Here is a 22601-nt window from a genome sequence, read left to right as displayed (position 1 = left end):
TAGAGTGTAACAAATCATAGGTTTTAGCGTTCTAATAGTCAATCAATCAAAAAACAATCAATCATGTTAAAACAATTCTTCATTTTATGTTCGGGAGCCGATACGGATATTCTAGACGAATGTTCTATTGGCGAACAAAATAAATATGCTGGTATTGGCGCCACAGTTTTCTTTACGGCTCTAATGGCGACAATCGCATCGAGTTATGCACTTTACACCGTTTTTGACAACTTGCATACCTCCATTTTCTTCGGAATTATTTGGGGTTTGCTAATTTTTAATCTAGATCGTTATATCGTCTCTACAATAAAGAAACGCGAGAATGTTTTGGACGAAATCCTTCAAGCCACTCCACGGATTTTCTTGGCAGTAATTATTGCTATTGTCATTTCAAAACCATTAGAACTAAAGATTTTTGAAAAGGAAATCAATCAAGTGCTATTGGAGCAGAAAAATGATTTAACCTTAGCCAATCAAAACCAGATTGCTCAACAGTTTAATCCTAAAATTGCGGATTTAGAAAATCAGATCATAGGCTTACAATCGCAGATTGACACCAAAGAAACAGAAGTCAATGTGCTTTACGACACCTATATTACAGAAGCAGAAGGCACATCTGGAACTATGAAATTGGGCAAAGGTCCTGTCTATAAAGAAAAACGCGAAAAACATGATGCTGCTTTAGCAGAATTACAACAACTTAAGACAGATAACAACGCAAAGATAGATGCTATAGAAAATGAAATTATAGCCTTACAAGGAGATTATAAAGCCAATGTTGCAGAATCGCAACCTGTGATCGATAATTTTGATGGCTTAATGGCACGTGTTAATGCTTTGGGAGCACTGCCTTGGTTACCTTCATTTTTTATTTTTCTTTTGTTTTTGGCTATAGAGACCTCTCCTATAATTGTAAAACTATTATCTCCAAAAGGTGAATATGACTTTAAGTTAGAAGACCAAGAAACGGTAGTAAAATCTTGGGTAAATCAACAGGTTGCCGAACGCAAATTACTGGTAGCTACCGACAACGAAATCAATAACAGAGTTTACATAGAAATTGCTGACGAGGAAGAAGTAATGAACTACAAGCGTAAAAAAGCACGCGAATTGATGCAGCACCAAGCAGATGCGTTTTTAAAGAAACAGAAAGGTGTACTTTAGATAAAATAATTAATCTTAGTGCTCGTTTGAGCTCAGTCGAAAACCTTCAACAGTAATAATTTAATGCACTTCGACTACGCTCAGTGTGACATATTTATTATTACTTTTAGGAAATCTAAAACCTAATAGTAATGAAATCTTTTTATCTTTTTCTCCTAGTTATACTTTTAAGTTGTGGTTCACAACCCAAAACCAATCAAGACACATTTGAAGCTGATAAAGCTGCAATACTAAAAGTAATGAGCGACCAAGAAATCGCTTGGAACAACCATGATCTAGAGGGTTTTATGGAAGGCTATTGGAAAAGTGAAGAGTTAAAATTTTATGGATCTAATGGACTTACCTTAGGTTGGGAAAACACATTAGCTAGATATAAAAAAGCGTACCCAACAAAAGCAGAAAGTGGCACGTTAAAGTTCGTTATCAATGATATTTCTAAAATTGAAGGCGACAATTATTGGGTAATGGGCGAATATCATCTCAAACGCGACGTTGGCGATGCTAATGGAGTCTTTATCATTATCTTTAAAAAGATTGCAGGCGAATGGAAAATTGTTGCTGATATGTCTTGCTAAAAGTCTCTAAAAGAAAAGTGTTTCCAAGAGCATTAATCTGTCACGAAAAACACTAGTCGGAAACACTTTATTTTAAATCTTTATCTAAAACTGCTTATGCAGCTACAGTAGTTTCTTCTTGACTTTTAAAGTGGTCGTATAAGTCTTTGCAGCCCAAACCGACTATAGATAATCGTTTTGATTTTGTTATCGATTCATTGTGTAATCTTGCCAAAGCCATTACACCTGCCCTGTCAATACTTTCAACACTTTCAATATCTAATAAAACATCATCTAACTTATCAAAAATATTAGAGAAATGTGCGTGAAACGTTTTTAAGTTCAACTTGTTTAAAGTCCCCTTAATTTGAAAACGATTGTTGTAGTTGGTAATCTGTAAGTCCATAATAAATAATGTTAGTTCATTAATAATAATCTAGGGCTATTAATCTGTAAACTTGGTGCTATTAATTCAGAGGGATACCTCAATATCCGATATATAATCCTTAGTTAATTAGAAAATCGATAAATGGTAATATTGACTAGTTAATTTGAAATTGGTGGTTTATTTTTTCGATAAACAACACATTTGCAAACAGATAGAATGTAAGAAAATTAACTACTTAGAATTTAGTTTTTTGATATGTGCCTCAATATTTACAGGCTTGTACACTTGTGTAGTTGAAACTGGATATTTTTTTAATAAATGCTTAGATCTTATCGGTCGTTTTTCAAATCCACCACCACAGTTAGGGCAAACTTCTTTTAAAAGTGCTACACAGTCTGTACAATAGGTACATTCAAACGTGCAAATCATGGCTTCGTTAGAGTTATATGGTAATGCTTTATTACAGTTTTCGCAGGTTGGCCTAATCTCTAACACTTTTGATCTTTTAAAAATTGAATCCTTATAATTATTTTTGCAGCATGAAATACAGTTACAAACTTATCCTAATGGCCATATTAGCCGCAATAACCATTTACGGCTTGGTAACCGGTAAATATCTGTTTCTTGTTTTTATGATTCCCCTTAGTTTTAGTTTCTTCAACAAAAAAAACTCGGATTAAATCTTTTTAACGTATTCTGTAATAATCACAATCTGCTGGCTATCGACCTTACCTTCAATATACGTCTCATTGTCGTGGTCTAATCTTATATTTCTAACTGCGGTACCTTGCTTGGCTATCATGCTAGAGCCTTTTACTTTAAGGTCTTTGATCAGCACTACTGAATCACCAGTTTCCAAAATAACACCATTAACATCTCTATGGGTGATTTTATTTTCATCCTCTTCACCGTCTCCCGATGCCTTTGCCAATTCAAGGGTTTCATCTTCCAAATATATCAAAGCCAATAAATCGTGTGACCAATCGGCTTCAATTCTATTAAGCATTCTCCAAGCCATAATCTAACAGCATCATGCTCACTCCACATACTGTCGTTAAGACAACGCCAATGGTTAGCATCAATTTTTTCAGAATCGTCCATCTGTTCAATACAGGTTTTACAGGCGTAAAGCGAGGTGTTTAATCCATTTTCTTTAATGTCTGGCACTGTATAAGTTGAAAGGTTTTCTGAATTACCACAGAGTTCGCATTGACTGTTACTGCGCTGTTGAAGTTCTTTTTCCAAGGACATATCTTATTGTTTGAAGCAAATGTAGAGTTAATTCAAGGTTTCCCTTACTTTTTTTGGCAATCCTTTTACGATCATATCATAAGAATGGTCAATGAGCTCAAAAATAAATTTGGTTGTCAATTCTCCTGTATGAAAATAAACACTGTTCCATGATTTTTTGTGCATGTGGTAACCTGGTTTTATACTGTTGTATTCTGCACGTAATTCTTCAGCATAGTCAGGATCGCATTTAAGATTAATAAAACCTTCTCCTTTTTCCCATTTAGAAAGTGATGCCAACGCAAACATTTTATTCCACACCTTAAACACCAACACATCATCATCAAAAGGGAAGTGTTCTGTGACTTCTTTTTTGCTCATGCAATAATTTCTGTAGTCTTCTATGTTCATCTTACTTTCTGTTAAAGCGGGAACTATATTCAATTAATAGGAATGCTTTTAAAATGAGATTGCCACGTCCTTACGTCCTCGCAATGACAAAACCTCTATGTTTATTTCAATAACTTTTTATCCTCTTCTCCTTCAATTTTTAAAGCAGAATAATCTAAAGTCCAACCGATAGTTTCAACTAAATTCTCAATAAGCTGAATCGCCTCCAAGGCTTCTTGTTTTGCTATATTATATAAACCACTCTCAGGAACTTTATCCAATATATGTGCTTTAGCTTTAGTGTGCAAATCAGTTAAATCTGATGCTTCAAATCTATTGAACATGCCATCGCGCTTATCGTAATAATTAATATCACTTTCAATAGACAACACTTCTGGCTGTGGAAAATGTGATAGTACTACAGTCTTTGATCTTGGGTTGGAATCCATTTGTATTTTACTCAAATCGAACCCAACATGTGCCTTCGCGTTAATGACAACCAAGGCCTTCTTTCGACTAGAAATTAGTTTTAAGAATTTTTCCTTTACGTCTTCGTAATGATAAATCTCGGCAAAGTCGCCTTCGACCGTAATAAATTTACAAACACGTTTTATTTTGTCCAGTAACACAATGGATTGCTCGTTGGTCTTCTTTTTGGTTTTCCATTGCTTGTATATGGTAACCAAACCCAAGGTTACCAATATGCTTATAATGATTATAAAAAATGTTTCCATTTATGTTATTTCTTTATTCATAGGACACTTTTAATCTGTTCCGTCACATACTAAACGTCCACATGGGTTTAGATACTGAAACAAGTTCAGCACGACAAATCAAATGCGTTAATCTATAACCTTATACAAAATCGGTTTACTTGGTGTGGCATCATTTTCAAAAGGTGCAATTTGAAGATTGAGCATATACATACCGTCTTCAATTTTATTAGATACATAGATCAACTCAGTTATTGTGGCGTCTTTTCTAATTTTGCCTTTGGTGTTCCAAAATGTGTTATGCCCTTTTAGTTCACCACCATCTTCTTCCCTATCTACACTTGGCAAATCAATCAATAGGTGCTTAATGCCTTTTTTTACTAGCAGTTTTATAGCATCTTCTTGAAAGTACGTCCAATTGGTATTGGAATACTGTCTTGATTTTTTGTCTCTGGTATTTGGCATAGTGCGCACCACTAAGGCCTCTCTTTTTTTGTTACCTAAAGCAAATTGCAGTTGCTTTGCCGAAATTACATAATCATCACCTAGCTTTTCTGGTGCCACAGTAACCACTTCTGCCAAAAAGAAAAACTGTTTTAAGTACTTATTAACTGAATATTTTTCTTTTGTAATATGACCAACGGTTTCTGTATGGGTTCCGTGGGAATGTGGATTAAAGGTTATAGTGTTAAAATTAACAGATGCTCCTTTTTCTACACTGATAGTATCACCATCAAAAACTTCTGGTTCTATTTTTGGTTCACCAATATACCAAGCATTTACATTGGATTTGCTGCCTTTTATTGGTATAGAGATATCTAAGGGCTGTGATAAATCTATTTTTAGTTTTCTGGAATTGTATTGAATTGTAGTTATCAAGATAAATTAAGTTTAAATAATTCTGAAGCAATACCATCACTCAAAAATTGTCCTTTTTCAGTAACACGTAAATGCTCATCATCAATATACAATAAATGTTGATTTATAAAAACATTGGCTTGCTCAATTAGATAATCTTTATATACCATCCCAAAATCTTGTTCAACTTTGGTTAAAGACACTCCCCAAATGGTGCGCAAACCTGTCATTATATATTCATTGTATTGATCTGTTTTAGTGAGCGTCTCTATCTCAATTGGCAATTCATTGTGTTGAATGGCTTTTATATATTTCGAATTGTTTCTCACGTTCCATCCACGTTGTGTGCCATTAAACGAATGTGCTGAAGGACCAACACCTATGTACGGTTTTCCCTGCCAATAGGCCGAATTGTTTTTACTAAAATAACCTTCCTTACCAAAGTTGGACAACTCATAATGAATAAAACCTTCTTCTTCTAATCGATCTTTTAATATGTGGAATTGCTCATGGGCTTGCTCATCATCCACATCTTCAATAATACCTTTATTTATAAATGATGCTAGTGCCGTTTTCGGTTCAACCGTTAGGGCGTAGCTTGAGATATGAGGTACATTATAGCTTAAAGCAATTTCAATATTTCTTTGCCATTGCTCGTTTGACGCACCTGGAATACCATAAATTAAATCGAGGGAAATATTATCGAAGTAGCGAGTCGCCACAGACAGGCATTTTTTTGCTTCTTCTTCGTTGTGCGCACGATTCATAAGTTTTAAATCGGATTCGAAGAAGGATTGGATACCGATGCTCAATCTGTTGATTGGTGAATTTGCTAAATCTTCTATTCGCTGAGCTGAAAGATCATCTGGATTGGCTTCTAGGGTGATCTCTGGGTTTTCTGAAACCTGATAATTTTTATAAACCGAATCCATCAGAAGTTGTAATTCGTCATTTGTCAATAGACTTGGTGTGCCGCCGCCGAAGTAGATGGTTTCTACCGTTACATCTTTAAATTCGTCTTTACGAAGTTCTAGTTCTTTAGCTAGGGCTTCGATTAGTTCGTCCTTTTTCTTTAAAGATGTAGAAAAATGAAAATCGCAATAATGGCAAGCTTGTTTGCAGAATGGTATGTGGATGTAGATGCCAGCAGCCCCATCTAACTTCCCCAGAGGGGAAGAACTCTTACTTATTCCCTTTGATAATTTTTTTTTCATCAAGTTTCACTTTCCCCTCTGGGGATTAAGGGGCTTTTCTACACGTTTCTCATTCTGCTTCACAAAAGCAGCCCAACCTGTGTAACTCTTACCAACCTCTACTCTACCTTGGTTGTAAAAATGACAGACCGCTGCCGCTAACCCGTCGGTTGAATCGAGGTTTTTAGGAAGTGATTTTAGGTTTAATGTACTTTGTAGCATTTTGGCGACTTGCTCTTTGCTGGCATTACCATTGCCCGTAATCGCCATCTTAATTTTCTTTGGTGAATATTCGGTGATAGGAACCTCTCTAGATAAACCTGCTGCCATAGCCACACCTTGTGCTCTTCCCAATTTCAACATACTTTGTACGTTCTTACCGAAGAAGGGAGCTTCAATGGCTATTTCATCTGGATGATAGGTGTCAATGAGTTCTACAGTGCGTTCAAAAATGAGTTTGAGTTTCAGGTAATGGTCGTCATATTTTTTGAGCTGCAATTCATTGAGTTGCATAAACTGCATCTGTTTTCCAACCACTTTTATAAGTCCAAAACCCATAATGGTAGTACCTGGATCAATTCCTAATATTATTTTTTCTTTACTCATTTAATCAATCACAATATTGACAACCGCTTAACGAAACGGCCAAACCAACAGTTACATTAAACACACTGCCATTAAACGCGCCTAATCCACTTAGGGTTGGGTCATAATCATCTAAGGATGTTAAACCATATATATAAGCTGTATCTACATAAATAGAGACCTTTTCGTTAATAGCATAGTGTATTTCTAAACCACCTAAGAGATTAAGGTAAGACTGCTTGTTATCTCCTAAATTCCCTAAAGGTTTTGCAAAACTAAAACCTGGTCCTGCATGAAAAATAGTACGCAATCTCATTGGTAAAAAACCGATATATTCAGTAGGGTCAAATACAAACTGCGCATTAATACGTGAGTAGTTGATTTTAAACTCTGGAGAGCCATCATCATTCTTAAACCGGTTAAATCCATAGTCCAACTTTACTCCATAAGTGCGTTTAAACATATGCTGAATACCAAGGTTCACAGTCGGGAAATTCACAGATTGTGCATAAGTGCCATCAACAAACCCATCAGTTGTAGGATAGTTAAAACCTACTGCAAAAAGCGCTTTCCACTTAGACGTGTCCTTAAGTTGTGCATATCCATTCAAAGTCGCAAAGAAGACGATAAAAAAGAAAATGTAATGTTTTAAATATTGCCGCATCTATAAGTTTTTGGTTTAATTTGTAATATGCTTTATAACGTGCCTTACAAAACTAAGCAATTCTTCTTTGTACTTATTAAGTTAAGCATTGTAGTTGGCGCATTTTATTTTATTTACACGAAACTTGCTGAAAATGAAAATCTACAATTCAATGAATTTTTAGCTTTTTTGAAGGAAAATGACACATTTTCAGCCAAAAACATCAGTTTTTTACTCATTTTAAGCGTTTTTAACTGGTTTTTTGAAATTGTGAAATGGCAGTCTTTGGTTAGGACGGTGAAAAAAATTTCTTTTAGAGATGCTTTAGAGCAAAGTTTAGGAGGATTAACCGCTTCTTTGATTACACCAAATCGTATTGGTGATTATGGAGCGAAAGCAGTTTACTTTACCAAGCAATTTAGAAAGCGAATTGTTTTATTAAATCTTTTGGGCAATATGGCGCAAATGACCATTACAACCATTTTTGGTGTTGTTGGGTTAATTGTTTTTGTTAATCGTTATCAAATTGAAGTGGACTATTATAGAGTTGCCAGATTTGGTTTTATTTTACTGCTCATAAGTCTTTTCGCCGTTTTTGGGATTAAACATAAACGATTTAGCATTAAAGGTTATTCCATTGAGCGCATTTTAGAATACATTAAAAATATCGCCTTTAAAGTCCATGTTACTAATATATTTTTTGCACTGATTCGCTATTTAATTTTTTCATTTCAATTTTACTATTTGCTTACCATTTTTGGAGTTGAAGTCGATTATACCAAAGCTATGGTATTAATCACTAGCATGTACTTTTTAGCGTCCATTGTACCTTCAATTTCAATTTTTGATGTTGTTATAAAAGGAAGTGTTGCCGTATTCCTGTTTGGATATGTACAAGTCAACGAGCTCACTATATTGTCAATAATTACCCTAATGTGGCTATTGAACTTTGCCATTCCGGGTTTGTTTGGCAGTTATTTTGTATTGAACTTTAAGCTGCCTAAAATCGAAGAATGATCGCAACTATTATAATCGTTATTATAATTGCCTATTTGATTGTTATCGGAAGTCTGACCTATGGTTTTGATAAAGTTGAAGAGTTTCAACTTCAGGATTTAAAGCCTAAGACTAAATTTTCGATTGTTATTCCATTTCGGAATGAAGCCGAGAATCTAACTAAATTATTGAATTCGATTTCTAAATTAAATTATCCAAAAGATTTATTTGAAGTCATTTTTGTTGATGATGAGTCTGATGATGGATCGGCTGATATCATAAATAACCTTCTCAACACAAAAGATTTCACACGAACTGACAACATTAAAATTATTCAGAACAATCGTGTTTCCAATTCACCAAAAAAAGATGCGATTACCTCAGCTATAGAAATTGCAAATAATGAATGGATCATAACTACAGATGCCGATTGTATTTTGCCAAAATATTGGTTAGATACTTTTGATGAGTTGATTCAAACACAACAACCCAATTGCATTGTGGCACCTGTGTCCTATTATGGACAAACGTCTTTTTTTAATCGTTTTCAAACTTTAGATGTTTTAAGTCTTCAAGGTGCTACTATTGGCGGTTTCGGTTTGCAGAAACCTTTTCTATGTAATGGTGCCAACTTTGCATATCGAAAATCCATTTTTAGAGAGTTAAAAGGTTTTGAAGGTAATGCCAAAATTGCAAGTGGTGATGATATTTTTTTATTGGAAAAGCTTAAAAAGCATAATTCAAAAAAAATCAGTTATTTAAAAAACCCAAAAGCTATTGTTCATACGCAACCCGTTTCAAGCTTAAAACAATTAATTAATCAGCGATTACGCTGGGCCTCTAAAACCAGCCGTAACCCCAATTGGTTTTCTAAACTATTAGGACTTGTTGTTTTCTTGGCAAATTTAGTTTGTCTGTCATTGGTCCCTCTATTGGTTTTTAACCTTATCAGCGCAAGAATGACGGTTTCCTTATTAGTTATAAAATTTGGGATAGACTTTTTGTTGTTATTTAAAACGGCTCGGTTTTTTAAACAGGAAACCTTATTGTTATCGTTCCTGTTTTCAAGCTTTTTATATCCTTTTTTTAGTGTTTATATTGTAGTTCTATCTTTGTTTAAACCTTATCTATGGAAAGGTAGAACGTTCAAAAAATAATAACATCTCATATATTTTTGGTAGCTTTACTAAAACCAAGTCATACAACAAATGAAAAAATCACTATTAATCCTAATTCTTTGTCTTGCGTTTCAGCTAAACCATAGCCAAGAAACCTACACCATCAATGGCGAGACGCTTGAGCTCAAAGCTGAAATTGATGGTAAATTAGACCTTCTGTGGAATATTATCGATGGTGAATATCGCTATTTTGTCCGTACCGAAAATGGTACAATTACAGAATTAAAGAACACAAAGGACGAAAACAATGACTATAAAGAAGAGTACAAATCAACATTGAGTGAACTCACGGGAATGTCCACAGACAAACTTAAGTTAACGCTCTACAGTCTTAGAAACTATCTAGACACCTATAACGCCTCCGCAGATAGCACCTACACTTCTACCAAAACCAAGCGTAATGCTCAGTTAAGGCTGGGATTTTCTGGAGGTATAACTAATAATCCTTTTGTTGGTAATCCTGAAAATAAAAAAACGCCAATGATTGGTGCAGAACTAGAAGTCTTAGAAGGCCATGATATGCCAAGACATTCTGGCTTTTTACAAGCAAGACATACGTTTGACAGTGACGATTTTCCTTATAGCACCACCGAATTTTCATTAGGTTACCGCTTTAGATTTGTTAATACGGAAACGTTTTCAGTCTATGGACAAGTAAAATTTGCAACGCTGAACCTTTCTAATGCCACATTCATTAATGAAAGCGACATGGAAGTTGATGTCAATGAGACTTCATTTGACATCCCTTTTATTTTCGGAGTAGGTTCTGATATTAAGGTTGGTGAGAACAGCTATATCACAGTGATTTATGGAGAATTATTTGCCGCATTTTTAGATAACCAAGGTAATTTTTCCACAGATATTGCTATAGGCTATAAATTCAACTTGTAATAATGAGTCTAAGGAATTTTAAGACTTCAAACCCTGTATTTAATGGTTATTTTTGGGAGGATGGTCGGTCTTCGTCAAAAACCATGTCCGTTGCTGGCATTTTTTTTAAATCCATGCTTGGCATTATTGTTATTGCAGCCATTACAGGTTATTTGTGGAAACTCAATGAAGCTGGCACACCCATGCGATGGTTTACCCTAGGTGGTATGCTGGGAGCTATAGTTATGAGTATTTTAATTTCCGTGAGACAACATTGGGCTCACATTTTGGTACCACTCTATATAATAGCTAAGGGTTTCTTTTTGGGTGGTTTTTCGTCTTATGCCCATCGTAATTTTCCTGAGCTACCATATCAGGCAATTGGTGTTACCATTGTTACCTTTTTTGTAATGCTCATTTTGTATCAGCTTAGGATTATTGTAGTAACAAAAAAATTACGAAGCGTTATTATAACCGCCACAATTAGTATAATGGTTGTGTATTTAATTTCTTGGATACTAAGTTTTTTCGGGATAAAAACCTATATCTGGGGAACATCTTGGTTTGCTATTGTATTTAATGTTTTGGCAGCAATTGTGGCATCGTTTGCCTTGTTGTTGGACTTTGATTATATAGAGCGTTATAAAAATAGAGCGCCAAAACACAAAGAGTGGCTCGCAACTTGGGGACTTTTGGCAACGCTAATTTGGTTGTATATAGAAGTACTGAGATTGATGCAGAAATTAGCTATACGCTTTTAGTGTTTCTTGCAGAGGCGCGAAGTAGTTAGAAAAACAAAGTAACAGCTTACTGTTTACTAAACCTATTCAATCTTAACTATCACAGGCAACTCAAAAGCTGTGGTAACTTGTTGCCCACGTTTAATCGCTGGATAGATTTTAGGAATATTTGTTAAGCTTTGACGTAGTAGGCTATCTATTTCTGGAATTTGAAATTGTGTTTCTGGTTTTATTACCATACTATCAACTTCTAAAAGACCTTTATTATCTATAATAAGTTTTAAACGAATAGTATCGTTGACATCATCTGAAACTACAATGTTTTGATCTGCCAGATATTGATTAACATGAGATAATAGTGTGTTCTGAAAACAAACCTTACTCTCATCTTTGGCAGTAATGGAATCGCAACTACTAAACGTAGGATAGGTATCAACATCGTTCCAATTGAAGGTTTGCAATTCTTCCTCAAGCAAATCTTCTGAATTCACTTTTTGCTTTTCAAAATAATCGCAAGATGTAAAGAGAATAATTAAAAAGAGACAAGCAATTCGGTTCATTGGCACATTTTGATACCGAAATGTACGTTTTTTTTTGCGATTTTCAGTTGGCATTCGTTCACTGTAACTTTGGCTTGCTTCTTGCGTCTTATAATTGAATTTAAATTAATTATATGGAAATATTTTTAGTGCTTGTCGCACTACTTTTAATGATATTAGGAATATTAGGTAGTTTTTTACCTGTATTGCCTGGTCCGCTCACTAGTTGGGTTGGTCTTTTGGTTTTACATTTTACAGAAGGTGTACAAATGAGTCAGACGTTTTTAATAGTTACGCTTTTGGTCGCCATTTTTATATATGTATTGGATTATATAATTCCGGCGTTGGGAACCAAGCGCTTTGGTGGTAGTAGAGCTGGTATGATTGGTACAACTCTGGGCTTAATTATAGGGATACTGTCTCCAATTCCCTTTGGAATCATTATCGGTCCATTTGTTGGAGCTCTTATCGGAGAGATGATTCACAGAAACGATATGGAAAAAGCAATTAAAGCAGCTTTTGGATCGTTCTTAGGATTTATAGCGTCTACTTTTTTAAAGTTTATTGTGGCCATAATATTCTTAGGCTTCTTTATAGTAAAACTTTCTGAGCATAATGCCAGTTGGTTCTAAAAAGTAAAAAACCTAGTTACAACGTGTGTAACTAGGTTTAGTTTTCTTGCTATTAACTCAACAATTACTTAAGAGGGATTAATTAATTCTTGTTGACTTGGGATAAATATAAGTAAGCACTTTAAATTTTTGTTGTGGAAAAACCATAGACTTGATGCGGAAAAACCGTAGTTTTCAGTATTGGCGAGCCTTTGGGAAGTTTTATTTAGCAGTAGAAAACGCTGTTTTTTTACAAATATCCTTTTTCTCGTGCTTCTTGCAACAAACTTTCATCCTTACCATCTGTTACTGAAAATAATAGCTTAAGTTGCTTTTTTCGTTTTTCTATGGCACTTGTTGATAATGGGATATACTCACTAAGGCTTTTGGTTTTTATCCCTTGAGATAATAAATGTAGAATTTTTCTATTAACATCATCCACGTATATTTCGCTAGTAATGGTCTTTTTTACATAATTACTTACAGTACTACTGTAATATGGTGGATACTTTAAAATTTGCTGAAATGCATCTGCCAGTTCCATGGATGTTAAATCACTTTTTATAAGAAAACCGTCTGGGTTTATTTCTTTTATGATATTATGAATCCTAAACGATTCGTTGAACATGGTCAGAATAATAATTTTGGCCTCTGGTAAAACTTTTTTTGCCAATAGGGCAAGATCTTCGCCCGAAGCGTATTTGCCATCCTCTGATGGTGGTAAGCTAATATCAAAAAAACAAACATCGTAAGGTGTATCTTTTGATGCTCTATTGATCATTAATTGTGCTGTGTCACAGTTATTGGCAGTGTCAATAAGCAAGGTTTGGTCGTCTTCTTTTGTTGCCATTAACACATTTTGGTAGCCCTCGATAATTATAGGGTGATCATCTACCATAAGGATATTAATATGTTTCATGTCGATTGGTTTGAGTAGGGAATCTTAACATTAACAATTGTACCATCACCAGATTGAGAGGTAAAGGTGATTTTTCCATTAATGTCTTCTACACGAGAAGTCATATTTTTTAAGCCAATTCCTTTTTTGTTCTTTGATGTGTCAAATCCCTCTCCATCGTCAATGATGTCTAGGCAAATTACATTTTTTTCTAACGAAATGCTAATTTTAATGGCTTTAGCATTAGCATGTTTGTAGATATTCTGCATGGACTCTTGAATAATTCTGTAGATATTAATTTTGGTTTTATTGGATACAGAATCCCAGCTAATATCGTCCGTATAATCAAAATCATATGTTAAACCATAAGCTTGAGTCTGATTCTCAATAAGCTCTGAAACAATATCCATGAACCCAGTACCCGAAACAAAATCCGTATTTAACTCATGGGATATTTTTCGGATATCTTCTTCTATACTTTTAAGCTGACCAATGTAATTGGCTCTGGTCATCATCGCTTCTTTACCATCTTTGAAATTAATGCTGTCTAAACTAAGTCGCGTACCGAACAGACGCCCAAGCACACCATCATGTAATTCTTCTGAAATTCTTTTTTTCTCTTGAGTTCTGGCTTCGTCTACCTTATCCTGTTGCCCAAGCATAAGGTTATAAATATCTTCATTTGCCTTTTGTTGAACCTGTATGAGTTTTAATTTTCTGTTTTTAGCGCGTTGGGATATCACAATGAAAACGAGTACCGCTGTTAACAAAAGTCCAATTGACAAAAAGACTAGGTACAGGTTTTCTTTAGATATTTGCTCGTTTTCGGCTTCTAGTTGGTCGGTTTCAAACTCAATTCTGGCGTATTTATTTCTAACATTTCTTTCTTCCTTTAACAAGCTGTCCGTAAGCTTAATATGTTCTTCTAAATAATTCTTACTTTCTTCTCCCTTGGTTAAAGTTGCCAAAAGCAACATAGACTCTAAATAAAGATCGTTAATGGATATGTCTTTTGAAATCTTGTAACTCTGTTTAGAATAGATAAGCGAAGAATCCAAACGGTTATTGGCTTTATAAAATTTCGCCAAATCTATAGATACTGCTAATTTTGTATAAGGATCTCCTAAACTGTCTGCGATTTTTAGAGCGCTTTTAAAATCTTTTTCTAATGTAGAATAATTATAATTTCCTGATAAAAATTTTGTAAAAGCATAGTTATCCAAAATTAAAGCGTGAAATACTAGATCGTTTTTTTTTAGATTTTCATTATTTGCTAAATCCTCATAAATTTCTAAAGCCTTATCATAATCTCCTTTTGCACGATATGGTAGTGCCAAATCGTTTTGTGAATCCAACAACAAGTCATTACCTCCATCTATTTTTCTTGTAAGTTCAATGGCTTGGTTATGATAATCAATTGACTTATCGTAATTCTCTAACTTATAAGATAAACTACCCAGAAGACTAAGAACCAGATACCTGTCTAAAGCCTTATCTATGTTGTTTAATTTATTGAAAATTTTTAATGCTTCAACAGCATTCTGTTCACTCCCTAGATAATCCTTTTCTTGATTTTGAATTGCTGCAATTGCATATAAAACTTCAGCTTTTTTCTGTAAATTACCTAAATTGTCAAAATATCTTAGTGCTTCAACTAAATAAGCATAAGCGGTAGTGTTATCACCTCCTATTTGATAATAATACCAGCCTAAATTTTGAGCCGAAAATGCAATGGCTGAGGAATCAATTATTTTTCTAGCTAATTTTAGATTATTTGTGGTCTGATCTTTAAATTTTACGTAATCACCATTAATTAAATGCGCATAGCTCAAGTTTCTGTTAGAACGTAAAATAAGTGAATCAATATTAGATCGCTTTGAAAGTTCACTGGCCTTTTTTGCAAAATTAAGTCTTTCTTTTGCTGATAAAGAATTATCATTAAATGATTTATTGTATTCTCTTATCGAATCAAGTAGAGCAAAACTTTCCTGGGCTGCCAAAGGCAATGTTAAAAATAGAAAACAAAAAAAGAAAAGTTTAGATTTCAAGAATTTTATGGCGTTGGTATAGAATCAAATTTAGAGTTTTTTAATGAAGAAATAAAAAAATTACATACATATAAAAAGCCCATAACAAATTGCTATGGGCTTGTATCATTTTAAAACTTAAAATATTATCCTTGACTAGGCATTTTTAATTTTTTTACTTTACCATGAGCGATCAAGTTAATTTTAGTTTCTTGCTTTATGGTCTTAGTATCTACATAGTCATTTTGATCTGATTGTACACCAGACACAGTTAACATAGCAATTGCAACTAAGGCTAAAGTAATTTTTAGGGTTTTCATAAGTATCAATTTAGGGTTTATTAAATAGTCAATATTAAAATTGCGTAACGACTGTCGTTACATTGAGGGAGGGAATGGATAATTAACTATTCTTTAGGTTTAAGCCTAAAATTGTACTAAAATAAAAACGAGGGATGTTTTCTATACAGAAAGTCTATAAGTAAAATGGATTAAATTAAAGCTGAAACAACTTTAACGAGGGAGAACGAATATATAATTATTTGAAAGATTAACAACTAAATCATCGATAAAATGTATTTTTTCATCGATTAAATACTAAATTTATTACTTTTATTACTATAAAAACAAAGCCCCAACTCAATTGGGGCTTCATAACTAACACTAAAAAAACAAATTGTTATGCACAATTATTCTGTTAAGGGTTTTGATGAGTTATAATTCGTTCTAATTTATACTTAAGTTTAATGAAAAAACAGTAATTGAGGTTGTTCCAGAACCTGTTAATCTTTGTCCCCAGATTTCAATATAATCATTGGGCGCAAGTTCTACAGTACCAGAAATAGCGTTACTTGATATATCTGAAGTATTATTTACTCTCATTAAGGTATTTGTTTCAGTAAGTGTTGTTGTACCATTTTTTCTTATAAAAAAGGCATAATAGTCTCCTACACCCGAGTTGCCTCTAATGGACAGCGCAGCACTAAGCTGAAATGTCCTTGTTTTATCACCAGTGTAGGTAATTCTATTGTCTTGGGTAGACATGGTCCGCAATTCATTAACCAGTGTTGTACTATTACTATTTCCATTACCCCTAAGGTTAAATGGGTTGTTGTCAGTAGTCGATTGAACAAATCCAGTGGTTATAGTTCCGTCATAATAAATATTACCACTACTTACCTCATCAGATTCTACTGGTATGCCAGGACAATTAACCGTCCAAGAATTATCAAAATTATATCCAGAATATGACCCTACACTATAGCCATCTATGTACTGACTACTCGTACCAGAGAAACTGACACCGGTTAATACTGCATTGTTAACTGTTGGGTTACTGCTAACATCTATACCAACATCAGTACCATCAATTAACATGTAGCCACCTTGTTTTTGAATAAAAGCAAAAGTCCCAGAATAAGTTTCAAAAACGCCAGAATTAGTAGATTGCCACGCTGTATTACTTATTAAAAGATCATCGATATCCGTATAAGTAATACCTCCTGAATTACCAGCAAATTGCACAATGCTCATAAACACCAATTGAAAGCCAGATATAGTACCTACCGCATTAGAATTAGCAATAACAGCATCCCTTATTATAAGATTATCGGTAGTTGTGCCCGAGAGATTAAATACAGTACCACCAGCAGCAACTAGGGTTGTATTTTTAATAAGACCGCCTTTTGTACTAACAAACATTGTACCTCCGGTTTTTAACAAAACATCTTCGTAGGTATCCCTTCCAGATATAAAAGCGTTATTAATATCTATAGGATACGCCAAATTTATTGTACCATTGATTTCATAAAAAGTGTTTTCTGAGAGTAGGTATTTTGAGCCACCTCCTGCTGTTAGTTCCTCACTTAAGTCAGCAACCGATTTTATTAATTTGTAATTGTCTCGCGTTTTAGATTTGAGATTTACCCACTGGCTAGAACTATAATAGTAAAACGAATTTTCTGTTGTGTCGAACACCAGTAGCCCGTTGGCAGGGTTTGAAATAGCAATTCTTTGGGCACTAGTCATTCTTGGTGCCAACATTCCTTTTGAGGTAGAGCTCACATCTAGCATGGAAGATTCATCTGGAGTGAGCGTGCCTATACCCACTTGGGCAAAGCTATTAAAGCTAATGAATAAAGCGATAAGGCATTTAGTGAAGATTACTTTTTGGTTAAGATTTTTCATAATTAATATTTTAAGATTTTAGTAGATTTTTGGGTATTGTCACTTTTTACGTCCACTATATAGATTCCGTTTGGATGAGCAAATGGTATGGTAATAGTGCTATTGTTATTTAGATTATCTTGTTTTGTTATGATTAATTGACCTAAGGTGTTATAGATTTCAATACGGTCTATGTGAATGTTCTTGTTGTTTTTAACTATTATAGACTCTAAACCGTTATAAAAAACTTGTAACTCTTTTAGGCTATTATCCTCAACTTGTAGAACATCTAAAGCCTCAAAGGCTATAATAAACCTGTTGTTGTAAACACCTATTGGCAAACTAAATTCATAGTCAGACGCTGTTAAGTCAATTTCCGTATTGGTATAGGTATCTCGTAGATAAACCGAATGGTTGAAATTCTCCAGAGCATCTATAGTGATTTTATGATTACCCAGTTCTGAAATTTTTACCCCTAGCGGAAACTCCATTTGCGTAGCAAATTCTCCAACACCTTGTATTACATATTGTAGATCATCATTGTCTTCAATAATGAAATAAGCATCATTATCCCTTAGATCAAACATTTTGGCATCGTAGCCCATGTTATAATCGAGATTTGCTCCAGAGTTGGGTAAGAATCCTAGCAACAACTGCCTATGAAACCCTCCAGGATTTTCGTAACCTATTCTTATGTATTTATTTAAGTCATTAGCGTTGCTATTTAATCGATAGAAAGTAGTTTCCGTTGAAGACTCTGTTTTATACGCCCGTTGTGCATTATTGAATTGAATTGTACCATTGGAAGACGCCTGTACAAAAAATCCTTGACCTACAGAAACATATTGTGTTGGCGAGGTCACTGAGCCAGAAGTTCCTATTCCGTAAATTAATGGTGATGCTACTGAAGGCGGTGTTCCACCTGTTAGGTTCTTTACACCATAACCGCCCAGATAATCTGTTAAATAATGAGACGTAGAGCCTCCATCAACCCAAAAATATAGCGCATCAACAACGCTAGCGTTGTCGGTTAAAAATTGATCCGCATCCAAAGCGGAAGGATACGGATTGCCTAAAAGGGCATGCTCACCAGAATTTATGGTAAAAGTATAATCACCGTTATTGGGTTCACCATAAAACACATAATTTTGATACGAAGATGATGTACCTGTGCCTTTCATGGTGTATCCTTGCCCGGGATTTAACGTTGTGTTTTCATCTATATGCAACCAATCTGCATAAGAACCATTGCCAGCCATATAGGTATATAGCCAATATTTATTTATGGTAAGCGCATTAGTGACATTTCCGCTCACATCAGTTACAGAAGGGAGACCGTTATAAGGCGCACCGTTATTTAAATTAATAGCCTGTGGGCTAAAAGGGTTTAAGTCAGCGTCAGAACCATCAAACAAACAACTGGCTATTGAAAAAACAGCGCTTCGGTTTACTGGTGAAGACCAATAATTATATTTATAAACCGAGCTCTCACCTTGCTGATCCTTTAGCAATTTTCCAGCACCAAATGTATTTGTGTTTGAACCAGAATGCATTTGTATAAGTTGTGACTCGCCCATCAACCTCAAATCTCCGTTTTTTAAGTACAGTGAATTTTGCAGGTTAAGAACCCTGTTGTCCTCTACGCGGACACCTTTAGTATTTGCCGCTGTTACATCTAGCTCTAAATTGTAAAAATTAACCGTATCAGCAGTGCCTGAAATTTGAATTAAATTGTTGGTAGCACTTTTAAAAAATGTTGTTCCGGAATTTGCGACTGTACTACCATTATTAATAAAATTGTTGTTTAATTGCAAATTGCCATCAGAGTTATGGTTGCCATTGTTTACATACTCGTCTATAAACTTAACGTCGGTACCACTAACGATTTTTAAGTCGCCATGATTACTGATTTGGGCATTTAATGACGTTACACAAACCGTTAATATTGTGGTGATTAGATAGTAGTGTATTTTCATAGTACATTTGGGTTAGGTTATTTTAGATTAATTTCAGATAAGAAGAACCTCTAAGTCTCTTGCTATTTGAGGCCGTGTTGCAAATACTAGAAAAACCTTCAACAGTGAGCGGTTTATTTAAATATCCCGAACAATAAGGATTGTTATCTGAATTTAGGATGTCCTCAGGGTATAGTGACGATGAGAGCATGTAGATTTTAGGCAATTGAGCAAGATATAGTTCTTGTTTCTTTAACTCCTCTATAAACTGAAAGCCGTTCATTTGAGGCATATTAATATCGAGCAATATCAGATCTGGAGGCACCAAGGTTTTGGACTTGCTGCTTAAACGACATAGCTTTAAATAATTGAGCGCTGAAATTCCATTGGTAAAATTTCTGGTTTTAATCTCCGGATCATACTTCTCAATTATTTTTTTACATATAAACAAATCTATTTTGTTATCGTCTATAAGCATTACATTAGAAATCATACTACTTTTTTTTAGGTAAATTGGGGATTGTTATTTTAAAAGTTGTGCCATTGGCAACATTACTATCTAAACTTATGGTTCCGTTTAGATCTTCTATGATACATTTAACTATGTAAAGACCTAAGCCAGTACCTTGTACACCTTCGTTGCTAACTCTATAATAAAGGTCAAACACTTTATCTTGGTTCTCTTTTCGTATACCCAGCCCGTTATCTGAGATGACTATATCTATAGTGTTTGCGTGTTGTTCTACATTTATTTTAATAAGGGGTTTATAGTTCGTAGACAAAGTTTTTTTATAATTGATGGCATTCTGAATTAAATTTTGAAATACAGAGTTCAGCAGCTCTTTACTCGAATAAAAGCGTTTGGTTTGCTTTACATTTATTTTGAAACCAATTTCATCAAAACCATCAAGCCCGCTAAGCGATTCAATAGACTTTTCAATTTCTTTCTTAAAGTTGATGGCACTTACGTCTAATTTTTTCTGTGATATGGATGAGGCAAAAGCAAGATTATCAAAAAGTAATTTTCCTTTTTGAAGACTCATGCTCAATAAATCTACTAATTCTGCAGTGCTACTATCAATATTCTCCTCTTTTATTAATGCCAGCAAACCTTCTGCCGAGGTTAATGGTGCTTTGAGAGCGTGTGCAGATCTATACAAAAAAAGCTCAAGATCCCTGGTTTTTTGTCGTAGGCGATTTTCAAGGCTTTTTCGTTCGGTGACGTCTATCATAAATGCTGATAAGAAATGCTCCTTTCCGCAGAACCATCCGTTTACAGCAAATTCTACAGGAAACGCTCTCCCATCTTTTTTAAGCGCATTCATTTCTAAAGTATCGCCTTCTCTAACATTACCTACGTCATTTTTAATCTTAAGCAACTCTCTTACACCTGTCTCTATCTGCGGTATGGAAATGAGCATAGAAAAGCATCTTCCTAGAACTTCATCTTCTTTATAGCCAAATGCAACTTCAGCGCCTTTGTTCCATTCTTTTATAATACCATTACTATCTGTTACAACAACGATTCCTAAGTTATGTGACTTTAGTATATTTTTATACTTAGTTTGGATATCGTTTAGCTCTCTTAAAATATTTACATTCTTAGTTTTAAGCTCAGTAGTGATTTTAGCATAAGACACCTCATCGTATTTATCTAAAATAGGCTGTACTTCTGATAAATAAAGTTCTTTATTATAGCTGTCTTGGCATCTAGCAAATTGAAAATCACTAGATTTTTTCTCATTAAATACCTCAGCGATTTTAGATTTTATGGCATCGTGATAAGCTATATCAATAAAATCGTAGATATAAGAGCCAACCAGTTCGTCGTAGTCCTTATTTAAGGATGTGCTCTGTGCCCTAATTATCTTAGCTCTTTTATTAACAGAAAGGATAACTTTCTCTAAATTTTTGAACTCAACTTTTTCTCCTAGCGCAACAGTAGTATCTATGTTTTGATTTTGGTAATAATCGGTAATATCATTATAGACGGCAAGATATTTAGTAATACAATCTTTTTTATCTTTTATTGGATATACTGTGGTTTGCAACCAATAGTGCCTAGATTCTGATATTTTATGAAACAATACACCTTTCCACACGTCCCCTTTTTTTAAGGTTTTCCACAATTTTTTGTATACTTTATTGGTGTGTAAATGCGATTTTAAAATTTCATTTTCTTCTCCAAGAATAAGATTTCTAGATGTGCCAACAAGATCACAAAAGTTATCATTGACATAAATAACACGACCAAATCTATCGTTTACAGATATTACGAGGTGATCATCTAGAGTATTTAAAATACTAGCGTTTTGTCCTTTTAGGTTGAACTTTTCAAGTTTTGGGGCTTGCATACATTCTTTTTTTCTTCCGTACAATATTGTACAGCTTTTTCTACGTCATCAAATATTGTAAAAGGTTTTTTAGGCTCAAAGATTCTTTTATAAGCGAGAACCAAGAGTTTTCCTTTTATTGAGTTTGTAACAAAGGCTTCAAAAGTTATGCGTTGGCAAAAACTTTCATTTATTGCCAATAATTTAAAAGCCTCTACAGTAAAATTACAAACCACATTTCTCAGATCTACCACTAATGGCATACACTTTTCCTTAGTTAAATCTTCAATTGCTTTTAAAAAACGCTCCATATCTCTATCCGTTAACTTGTAATTGAGATTGGTATCTAAAAACTGACAGAAAAGTATATTGCTTTCTGTCCAAAATCTAACTATATTAAAGTTATGTGATAATGTAATTGGCATATAATTTTTTAAACTCGCTTTATATATTGCCAAAGACGTGCCAAATACAAAATTTAAGTACAATAAAGTTCTAAATCGTTGATTTGAAAAGATTTAAATATTTTCCTATAAATTAACCTACCCACGATATACCGTGGGACTACTTT

24 protein-coding genes and 1 pseudogene are annotated in these 22601 nt (G+C 34.2%); 7 read left to right on the top strand and 18 right to left on the bottom strand.

Going from position 1 to position 22601, the window contains the following annotated elements; genetic code table 11:
* Positions 1 to 63: 63 nt before the first annotated feature.
* Positions 64 to 1164, top strand: coding sequence for a DUF4407 domain-containing protein (locus SIB89_RS11175; protein WP_412559831.1), 1101 nt, complete (start codon positions 64 to 66; stop codon positions 1162 to 1164).
* 131 nt (positions 1165 to 1295) lie between these two features.
* A complete protein-coding gene (locus tag SIB89_RS11170) occupies positions 1296 to 1739 on the top strand; it encodes a YybH family protein (RefSeq protein WP_412559830.1) in 444 nt (147 codons plus the stop codon).
* A 94-nt stretch (positions 1740 to 1833) separates the two neighbouring features.
* Here SIB89_RS11170 and SIB89_RS11165 read toward each other — a convergent pair whose 3' ends face one another.
* The 9 genes and pseudogenes from SIB89_RS11165 to SIB89_RS11125 all read right to left on the bottom strand — a co-directional run bounded on the left by SIB89_RS11165 (position 1834) and on the right by SIB89_RS11125 (position 7739).
* A complete protein-coding gene (locus tag SIB89_RS11165) occupies positions 1834 to 2124 on the bottom strand; it encodes an STAS domain-containing protein (protein WP_155088199.1) in 291 nt (96 codons plus the stop codon).
* Positions 2125 to 2337: 213 nt separating this feature from the next.
* Positions 2338 to 2601, bottom strand: coding sequence for a DUF1272 domain-containing protein (locus tag SIB89_RS11160; RefSeq protein WP_412559829.1), 264 nt, complete (start codon positions 2599 to 2601; stop codon positions 2338 to 2340).
* Between the two features lie 181 nt (positions 2602 to 2782).
* Positions 2783 to 3357: pseudogene (locus SIB89_RS11155) on the bottom strand (PhnA domain-containing protein).
* A 27-nt stretch (positions 3358 to 3384) separates the two neighbouring features.
* Positions 3385 to 3747: an MmcQ/YjbR family DNA-binding protein gene (locus tag SIB89_RS11150; RefSeq protein WP_412559828.1), complete on the bottom strand. Its 363-nt coding sequence runs from the start codon at positions 3745 to 3747 to the stop codon at positions 3385 to 3387.
* A gap of 101 nt (positions 3748 to 3848) precedes the next feature.
* Positions 3849 to 4460 (bottom strand): DUF4230 domain-containing protein, encoded by a 612-nt coding sequence (locus tag SIB89_RS11145; RefSeq protein ID WP_412559827.1) that lies wholly within the window; start codon positions 4458 to 4460, stop codon positions 3849 to 3851.
* Between the two features lie 108 nt (positions 4461 to 4568).
* Positions 4569 to 5318, bottom strand: coding sequence for a cyclase family protein (locus SIB89_RS11140; protein WP_155088194.1), 750 nt, complete (start codon positions 5316 to 5318; stop codon positions 4569 to 4571).
* Entirely contained in the window at positions 5315 to 6511 is a 1197-nt protein-coding gene (gene hemW, locus SIB89_RS11135; RefSeq protein ID WP_412559826.1) for a radical SAM family heme chaperone HemW, read from the bottom strand. The genes SIB89_RS11140 and hemW overlap by 4 nt, the downstream gene beginning before the upstream one ends.
* 6 nt (positions 6512 to 6517) lie before the next feature.
* Positions 6518 to 7096, bottom strand: coding sequence for a crossover junction endodeoxyribonuclease RuvC (ruvC, locus tag SIB89_RS11130; protein ID WP_412559825.1), 579 nt, complete (start codon positions 7094 to 7096; stop codon positions 6518 to 6520).
* Between the two features lie 4 nt (positions 7097 to 7100).
* A complete protein-coding gene (locus SIB89_RS11125) occupies positions 7101 to 7739 on the bottom strand; it encodes a cell envelope biogenesis protein OmpA (RefSeq protein ID WP_412559824.1) in 639 nt (212 codons plus the stop codon).
* A 27-nt stretch (positions 7740 to 7766) separates the two neighbouring features.
* Between SIB89_RS11125 and SIB89_RS11120 the strand changes: the two genes are divergently transcribed.
* Genes SIB89_RS11120 through SIB89_RS11105 form a run of 4 tightly spaced genes read left to right on the top strand, consistent with a single transcriptional unit; the run spans position 7767 to position 11523 of the window.
* Positions 7767 to 8735: a lysylphosphatidylglycerol synthase domain-containing protein gene (locus tag SIB89_RS11120; protein ID WP_412559823.1), complete on the top strand. Its 969-nt coding sequence runs from the start codon at positions 7767 to 7769 to the stop codon at positions 8733 to 8735.
* Positions 8732 to 9871, top strand: a complete 1140-nt coding sequence (locus SIB89_RS11115; protein WP_412559822.1) for a glycosyltransferase family 2 protein — start codon at positions 8732 to 8734, stop codon at positions 9869 to 9871. Before SIB89_RS11120 ends, SIB89_RS11115 begins: the two co-directional genes overlap by 4 nt.
* A gap of 51 nt (positions 9872 to 9922) precedes the next feature.
* Positions 9923 to 10783, top strand: coding sequence for a hypothetical protein (locus SIB89_RS11110; RefSeq protein ID WP_412559821.1), 861 nt, complete (start codon positions 9923 to 9925; stop codon positions 10781 to 10783).
* Between the two features lie 2 nt (positions 10784 to 10785).
* Complete coding sequence (locus tag SIB89_RS11105) at positions 10786 to 11523, top strand: Bax inhibitor-1/YccA family membrane protein (RefSeq protein ID WP_412559820.1); 738 nt, start codon at positions 10786 to 10788, stop codon at positions 11521 to 11523.
* Between the two features lie 62 nt (positions 11524 to 11585).
* On the opposite strand, the gene SIB89_RS11100 is transcribed toward SIB89_RS11105, so the two are convergent.
* On the bottom strand, positions 11586 to 12116 hold the full coding sequence (locus SIB89_RS11100) for a hypothetical protein (RefSeq protein WP_412559819.1): 531 nt from the start codon (positions 12114 to 12116) through the stop codon (positions 11586 to 11588).
* Positions 12117 to 12175: 59 nt separating this feature from the next.
* Here SIB89_RS11100 and SIB89_RS11095 point away from each other — a divergent pair, with 59 nt between their 5' ends.
* Positions 12176 to 12673, top strand: a complete 498-nt coding sequence (locus SIB89_RS11095; protein WP_412559818.1) for a DUF456 domain-containing protein — start codon at positions 12176 to 12178, stop codon at positions 12671 to 12673.
* Positions 12674 to 12902: 229 nt separating this feature from the next.
* Here the strand turns inward: SIB89_RS11095 and SIB89_RS11090 are convergent, their stop codons facing one another.
* From SIB89_RS11090 to SIB89_RS11055, 8 genes are all read right to left on the bottom strand, one after another.
* Complete coding sequence (locus SIB89_RS11090; RefSeq protein WP_155088183.1) at positions 12903 to 13571, bottom strand: response regulator; 669 nt, start codon at positions 13569 to 13571, stop codon at positions 12903 to 12905.
* On the bottom strand, positions 13568 to 15550 hold the full coding sequence (locus tag SIB89_RS11085; protein ID WP_412559817.1) for a sensor histidine kinase: 1983 nt from the start codon (positions 15548 to 15550) through the stop codon (positions 13568 to 13570). The genes SIB89_RS11090 and SIB89_RS11085 overlap by 4 nt, the downstream gene beginning before the upstream one ends.
* A 173-nt stretch (positions 15551 to 15723) precedes the next feature.
* The gene (locus tag SIB89_RS11080) at positions 15724 to 15897 is read right to left on the bottom strand and encodes a hypothetical protein (protein ID WP_412559816.1); all 174 of its coding nucleotides are present in this window, start codon (positions 15895 to 15897) and stop codon (positions 15724 to 15726) included.
* 405 nt (positions 15898 to 16302) lie between these two features.
* On the bottom strand, positions 16303 to 17763 hold the full coding sequence (locus SIB89_RS11075) for a hypothetical protein (RefSeq protein WP_412559815.1): 1461 nt from the start codon (positions 17761 to 17763) through the stop codon (positions 16303 to 16305).
* A gap of 2 nt (positions 17764 to 17765) precedes the next feature.
* Positions 17766 to 19718 carry a T9SS type A sorting domain-containing protein gene (locus tag SIB89_RS11070; protein ID WP_412559814.1) on the bottom strand — a complete coding sequence of 651 codons (1953 nt, stop codon included), beginning with the start codon at positions 19716 to 19718 and terminating at the stop codon, positions 17766 to 17768.
* Positions 19719 to 19740: 22 nt separating this feature from the next.
* Positions 19741 to 20190 (bottom strand): response regulator, encoded by a 450-nt coding sequence (locus SIB89_RS11065; RefSeq protein ID WP_412559813.1) that lies wholly within the window; start codon positions 20188 to 20190, stop codon positions 19741 to 19743.
* A 1-nt stretch (position 20191) separates the two neighbouring features.
* Positions 20192 to 22051, bottom strand: coding sequence for a PAS domain S-box protein (locus tag SIB89_RS11060; RefSeq protein ID WP_412559812.1), 1860 nt, complete (start codon positions 22049 to 22051; stop codon positions 20192 to 20194).
* A complete protein-coding gene (locus SIB89_RS11055) occupies positions 22018 to 22455 on the bottom strand; it encodes a hypothetical protein (RefSeq protein ID WP_412559811.1) in 438 nt (145 codons plus the stop codon). Before SIB89_RS11055 ends, SIB89_RS11060 begins: the two co-directional genes overlap by 34 nt.
* Positions 22456 to 22601: the final 146 nt, after the last annotated feature.

This window comes from Winogradskyella sp. MIT101101, from assembly GCF_047126865.1.
Lineage (GTDB): Bacteria > Bacteroidota > Bacteroidia > Flavobacteriales > Flavobacteriaceae > Winogradskyella > Winogradskyella ouciana.
This window is presented reverse-complemented; position numbering and strand designations above follow the sequence as displayed.

Excerpts from the sequence above, each read along its gene's own strand:
- SIB89_RS11090 (WP_155088183.1), bottom strand. The coding sequence starts at position 13,571 with ATGAAACATATTAATATCCTTATGGTAGATGATCACCCTATAATTATC.
- SIB89_RS11175 (WP_412559831.1), top strand. The coding sequence starts at position 64 with ATGTTAAAACAATTCTTCATTTTATGTTCGGGAGCCGATACGGATATT.
- SIB89_RS11055 (WP_412559811.1), bottom strand. The coding sequence starts at position 22,455 with ATGCCAATTACATTATCACATAACTTTAATATAGTTAGATTTTGGACA.
- SIB89_RS11165 (WP_155088199.1), bottom strand. The coding sequence starts at position 2,124 with ATGGACTTACAGATTACCAACTACAACAATCGTTTTCAAATTAAGGGG.
- SIB89_RS11105 (WP_412559820.1), top strand. The coding sequence starts at position 10,786 with ATGAGTCTAAGGAATTTTAAGACTTCAAACCCTGTATTTAATGGTTAT.
- SIB89_RS11060 (WP_412559812.1), bottom strand. The coding sequence starts at position 22,051 with ATGCAAGCCCCAAAACTTGAAAAGTTCAACCTAAAAGGACAAAACGCT.
- SIB89_RS11150 (WP_412559828.1), bottom strand. The coding sequence starts at position 3,747 with ATGAACATAGAAGACTACAGAAATTATTGCATGAGCAAAAAAGAAGTC.
- SIB89_RS11170 (WP_412559830.1), top strand. The coding sequence starts at position 1,296 with ATGAAATCTTTTTATCTTTTTCTCCTAGTTATACTTTTAAGTTGTGGT.
- SIB89_RS11125 (WP_412559824.1), bottom strand. The coding sequence starts at position 7,739 with ATGCGGCAATATTTAAAACATTACATTTTCTTTTTTATCGTCTTCTTT.
- SIB89_RS11075 (WP_412559815.1), bottom strand. The coding sequence starts at position 17,763 with ATGAAAAATCTTAACCAAAAAGTAATCTTCACTAAATGCCTTATCGCT.
- SIB89_RS11100 (WP_412559819.1), bottom strand. The coding sequence starts at position 12,116 with ATGCCAACTGAAAATCGCAAAAAAAAACGTACATTTCGGTATCAAAAT.
- SIB89_RS11115 (WP_412559822.1), top strand. The coding sequence starts at position 8,732 with ATGATCGCAACTATTATAATCGTTATTATAATTGCCTATTTGATTGTT.
- hemW (WP_412559826.1), bottom strand. The coding sequence starts at position 6,511 with ATGAAAAAAAAATTATCAAAGGGAATAAGTAAGAGTTCTTCCCCTCTG.
- SIB89_RS11065 (WP_412559813.1), bottom strand. The coding sequence starts at position 20,190 with ATGATTTCTAATGTAATGCTTATAGACGATAACAAAATAGATTTGTTT.
- SIB89_RS11145 (WP_412559827.1), bottom strand. The coding sequence starts at position 4,460 with ATGGAAACATTTTTTATAATCATTATAAGCATATTGGTAACCTTGGGT.
- ruvC (WP_412559825.1), bottom strand. The coding sequence starts at position 7,096 with ATGAGTAAAGAAAAAATAATATTAGGAATTGATCCAGGTACTACCATT.
- SIB89_RS11120 (WP_412559823.1), top strand. The coding sequence starts at position 7,767 with ATGCTTTATAACGTGCCTTACAAAACTAAGCAATTCTTCTTTGTACTT.
- SIB89_RS11070 (WP_412559814.1), bottom strand. The coding sequence starts at position 19,718 with ATGAAAATACACTACTATCTAATCACCACAATATTAACGGTTTGTGTA.
- SIB89_RS11110 (WP_412559821.1), top strand. The coding sequence starts at position 9,923 with ATGAAAAAATCACTATTAATCCTAATTCTTTGTCTTGCGTTTCAGCTA.
- SIB89_RS11080 (WP_412559816.1), bottom strand. The coding sequence starts at position 15,897 with ATGAAAACCCTAAAAATTACTTTAGCCTTAGTTGCAATTGCTATGTTA.
- SIB89_RS11095 (WP_412559818.1), top strand. The coding sequence starts at position 12,176 with ATGGAAATATTTTTAGTGCTTGTCGCACTACTTTTAATGATATTAGGA.